This is a genomic window from Frankia sp. CoWAU3 (assembly GCF_977971855.1).
Window position 1 is genome coordinate 13,293 of sequence record NZ_CDWWXB010000056.1, and the last position, 4,186, is coordinate 17,478.

At 71.7% G+C, this 4,186-nt stretch carries 5 protein-coding genes and 2 pseudogenes; 6 read left to right on the forward strand and 1 reads right to left on the reverse strand.

Going from position 1 to position 4,186, the window contains the following annotated elements:
• The 6 genes and pseudogenes from prcB to AC08ON_RS07715 all read left to right on the forward strand — a co-directional run.
• On the forward strand, positions 1 to 626 hold a 626-nt coding region (prcB, locus tag AC08ON_RS07690; protein ID WP_476616695.1), incomplete at its 5' end, for a proteasome subunit beta.
• 1 nt (position 627) lies between these two features.
• Complete coding sequence (gene prcA, locus AC08ON_RS07695; protein ID WP_023841072.1) at positions 628 to 1,350, forward strand: proteasome subunit alpha; 723 nt, start codon at positions 628 to 630, stop codon at positions 1,348 to 1,350.
• 155 nt (positions 1,351 to 1,505) lie between these two features.
• Positions 1,506 to 1,730, forward strand: a pseudogene (locus tag AC08ON_RS07700) (FAD-dependent monooxygenase); the annotation flags it as partial.
• Between the two features lie 156 nt (positions 1,731 to 1,886).
• Positions 1,887 to 2,129, forward strand: a complete 243-nt coding sequence (locus AC08ON_RS07705; RefSeq protein WP_476607074.1) for an aromatic-ring hydroxylase C-terminal domain-containing protein — start codon at positions 1,887 to 1,889, stop codon at positions 2,127 to 2,129.
• Entirely contained in the window at positions 2,129 to 2,272 is a 144-nt protein-coding gene (locus AC08ON_RS07710; RefSeq protein WP_476607075.1) for an aromatic-ring hydroxylase C-terminal domain-containing protein, read from the forward strand. Before AC08ON_RS07705 ends, AC08ON_RS07710 begins: the two co-directional genes overlap by 1 nt.
• Positions 2,269 to 3,762 (forward strand): FAD-dependent monooxygenase, encoded by a 1,494-nt coding sequence (locus tag AC08ON_RS07715; RefSeq protein WP_476607072.1) that lies wholly within the window; start codon positions 2,269 to 2,271, stop codon positions 3,760 to 3,762. Before AC08ON_RS07710 ends, AC08ON_RS07715 begins: the two co-directional genes overlap by 4 nt.
• Positions 3,763 to 3,841: 79 nt before the next feature.
• Here AC08ON_RS07715 and AC08ON_RS07720 read toward each other — a convergent pair.
• Positions 3,842 to 4,186, reverse strand: a pseudogene (locus AC08ON_RS07720) (hypothetical protein); the annotation flags it as partial.

Consider the following 4,186-nt stretch of genomic DNA (forward strand, 5'->3'; position numbering starts at 1 on the left):
CCGGTGACCGGCGCGCGACACAGGGGCACATGATCGCTCAGCGGGACGTCGAGAAGGTCCATCACGCCGACGACTACTCCTGTGTGGGGTATGCCGGCACCGCCGGGGTCGGCGCCGAGCTGATCCGGCTGTTCCAGGTGGAGCTGGAGCACTACGAGAAGATCGAGGGGTCGACGCTGAGCCTGGACGCGAAGGCCAATCGGCTGGCGGCCATGGTCAAGGGGAACCTGCCGATGGCCCTGCAGGGCCTCGCCGTCGTCCCGCTGTTCGCCGGGTACGACCTCGACACGGGCAAAGGGCGGATCTTCTCCTACGACATCGCGGCGGCGAAGTCGGAGGAACGCACGTACGAGTCGATCGGTTCGGGCTCGGTGTTCGCGAAGGGTTCGCTGAAGAAGCGGTTCCGGTCCGATCTCAGCCAGGACGACGCCGTCCGGATCAGCGTCGAGGCCCTCTACGACGCCGCCGACGACGACTCGGCGACCGGCGGGCCGGACGTAATCCGCAAGCTGTACCCGATCGTCGCGGTCGTGACGGCGGACGGCTACCGTCGCTATGCCGACGATGAGATAGAACCGGTGGTGACGGCCATCATCGCGGACCGTTCGACGAACTCGGGAGGCTGACGTGACCATGCCGTTCGGATACGCGAGCCCCGAACAGCAGGTCCGCGACAAGTCCGAGTACGCGCGCAAGGGCATCGCGCGGGGTCGCAGCGTCGTCGTCCTCACCTACGAGAACGGGATCCTGTTCGTCGCCGAGAATCCGTCGGCGACCCTGCACAAGATCAGTGAGATCTACGACCGCATCGCGTTCGCCGCGGTCGGCAAGTACAACGAGTTCGAGAACCTGCGGACGGCGGGCATCCGCCTCATGGACTCGCGTGGCTACATGTACGACCGGCGTGACGTGACCAGCCGCGCGCTCGCCAACGCCTACGCGCAGACCCTCGGTGCGATCTTCAGCGAGAGCGTCAAGCCCTACGAGGTCGAGATCGTCGTCGCCGAGGTCGGCACCTCGATCGCCGACGACCAGATCTACCGGCTGACCTATGACGGGTCGATCGCCGACGAGCGGGGTTTCGTCGCGATCGGTGGCGCCTCCGAGCAGGTCACGACGTCGCTGAAGGAGCATCACCGGGACGGCCAGCCGCTCGCCGAGGCGCTGCGCGTCGCGGTGCAGGCCCTGACCGTCGGGGTGCCCCCGGGCCTGCCGCAGAACGGCGAGCGGGTCCTCGCGGCCGCCAACCTGGAGGTCGGCATGCTGGACCGGACCCGGACCCGACGGATGTTCAAGCGGATCGTGGGCCCGGCGCTCGAGGGGCTGCTCGCGCAGACCTCGGCCACCTGACCGGCCACCTGACCGGCCACCTGACCGGCCACCTGACCGGCCCACCGTGTTCGCCGACTATCGGTCGGTTCCCGGGGCCGCGATGTCCGCCGGGGGATTGAGGTGAGCCCCGTTTCTCGGACACCTGTGTAGTAGAACGGGAACCATCTCAGTGGCGGTCGCGGTTCGGCAACGCCACCCGGCTTGCGGGGCAGTACCGCCTCGGCCGGGTGTTCCTGGCCGGCGACGCGGCGCATGTGCACTACCCGATCGGCGGCCAGGGTCTGAACACCGGCGTGCAGGACGCGGTGAACCTGGGGTGGAAGCTGGCCGCCGCGGTGCGGGGCTGGGCGCCGGCCGGCCTGTTGGACAGCTACCACAGCGAACGGCACCCGGTCGGCCACCAGGTCTGCGTGAACACCCAGGCGCAGATCGCCCTGATGCACCCGCTGGACGCGGTGGGCCCGCTGCGGGAACTGTTCGCCGAGCTGGTCACGCTGCCGGAGGTGAACCGTCACCTGCTGGAGATGGTGACCGGAGTCAGTTTCCGGTATGCCATGCCGTACGCCGACGAGTCGGCACACCCGCTGCTGGGACGACGGGTGCCCGACCTGCCGCTGGTGACGGACGGGGGCCCGGCGAGTATCGCCGAGACCCTGCACGAGGGCAGGAGCGTGCTGCTTCACCTCGACCCCGCTACCGCCGCGCCCGACACCGCCGCCTGGCAGGACCGGCTGCGCGTTGTCTCCGCCGAGCCGGTCCCCGAGCTCGACGCCACCTCGACGCCACCATCCTGCTGATCCGTCCCGATGGCCATGTCGCCTATGCCGGCCATGACCCCGCCGACCCTCAGCTGCGGGCGGCCCTCACCACCTGGCTCGGCGGCCCGGCCGGCGCGGCCGACGAGGGGACGGATGCCATCCGCGCGGGGGCTGTGGCATGACGGCGCGACAGCGGCACGAGACCGACGTGATCGTGGTCGGTGGCGGTCCCGCCGGTCTGTTGCTCGCCGGCGAGCTGGGGCTCGCGGGCGTGCGGGCGGTGGTGCTGGAGCGGGCCGCCGACCCGCGGGTGGCGCCCGGTGTCGCGCTGAACGGGGCGGCCGTGCGGTTACTGCATCGCCGAGGGCTCATGGCGCCGCTGCGGCAGGAGGTCATCCCGCTGCCGCAGGTGCATTTCGCGTTGCTGTGGGTGGATCTCGACGCGGTCACACCCCGCCCGGAGAACCCGGTGGTCCTCCCGCAGTCCCGGCTGGAGGCGCTCCTGGCGGAACGGGCGGCCGGGGCGGGGGCCGACCTCCGGCGGGGTCATCGGGTAATCGGCCTGGCGCAGACCGACGAGGCGGTCACGGTCCAGGTCCACGGCCCCGACGGTGACTACACGCTGACCGGTGCCTACCTGGTGGGTGCCGACGGTCCGAACAGCGTGGTCCGAACGGCTGCCGGCATCGCACTGGCGGAGACAGCCGCCAGGGTGTCGGGCATCGTGGCCGACGTGGCGGTCGATCCGGCCGCGCTTCCCCCTGAGCACTTCGGGGCCCGCTTCACGGAGCATGGTATCTACATGGGTGTTCCGGTCGGCCCCAGCACCGTGCGGCTGATGACCACGGAGTTCGGGGTGAGTCCGCCTCCGGGCCCGCTGACGCCGGCGGAGTTGTCCGCCGCGGTGACCCGGCTGACCGGCATCGCGCCGAAGGTTGACGCCGTCCACTGGCTGGACCGCTACGACGATCGGACACACCTGGCCCGGCGGTATCGGACCGGCCGGGTGTTCCTGGCGGGCGACGCGGCGCACCTGCACTACCCGCTGGGCGGGCTGGCGCTGAACGCGGCGCTGCAGGACGCGGTGAACCTGGGGTGGAAGCTGGCCGCCGCGGTGCGGGGCTGGGCGCCGGACGGCCTGCTGGACAGCTACCACGACGAACGGCACCACCGGATCCGCGCGGTCACCCAGGCGCAGCTGGCGCTGATGTACCCGCCCGAGCGGGTGGGCCCGCTGCGCGAGCTGTTCGGCGAGCTACTGGGGCTGGGCAGCGTGAACGCCTACCTCGCGGCCGCCGTCAGCGGTCTGGACACGCGGTATCCGACACCGCCGGAGGCGGGCGGGTCGACCTCGCTCGTCGGCTCGCCGGTTCTGGACGCGCCGCTGGTGACGGACGGGGGCCCGGCGAGCATCGCCGAGACCCTGCACGAGGGCAGGAGCGTGCTGCTTCACCTCGACCCCGCCACCCCCGCGCCCGACACCGCCGCCTGGCAGGACCGTCTGCGCGCCGTCTCCGCCCAGCCTGTCCCCGGGCTCGACGCGACCATCCTGCTCATCCGTCCCGATGGCCACATCGCCTATGCAGGCCATGACCGCGCCGACCCCCAGCTGCGTGACGCCCTCACCACCTGGCTCGGCAGCCCGGCCCTGGTCGGGCCACCGGCGGTGTAGCCGGCGCCTCGCCTCAGCACGACGGACGGCCCCCGCATCGAGCGGGGGCCGTCCGACTTTCGTGGATGGGGCGCGGTCGTTACCGGGAGGCCGCGGGCGGAACCGCCGAAGCCGGAGCGGATGAAACCGCCTGGCCATCGACGCCGGCTTCGGTACCCGCGCCGTCGGCGTCCGGCCCCGGGACGGACGCCGTCGGCGGCGGCCCGGCGGGCGCGGCCCGTACCAGCAGCACGGCGAGGAAGGTCAGGACGGCCAGGACGGTCGCCGCCCAGAACGCGATGGAGCTGCCCTCAGCGAGTGCGTAGTCGGCGATGCCCTGTGGGTTGAGCCCGGCCGGCGGGTCACTGGCGGCATCGCGGGAGGCGTTGACGAAGATGGTGACCAGAACCGCTAGCCCTGTCTTCCGCACGTGCGTGCGGAAGAC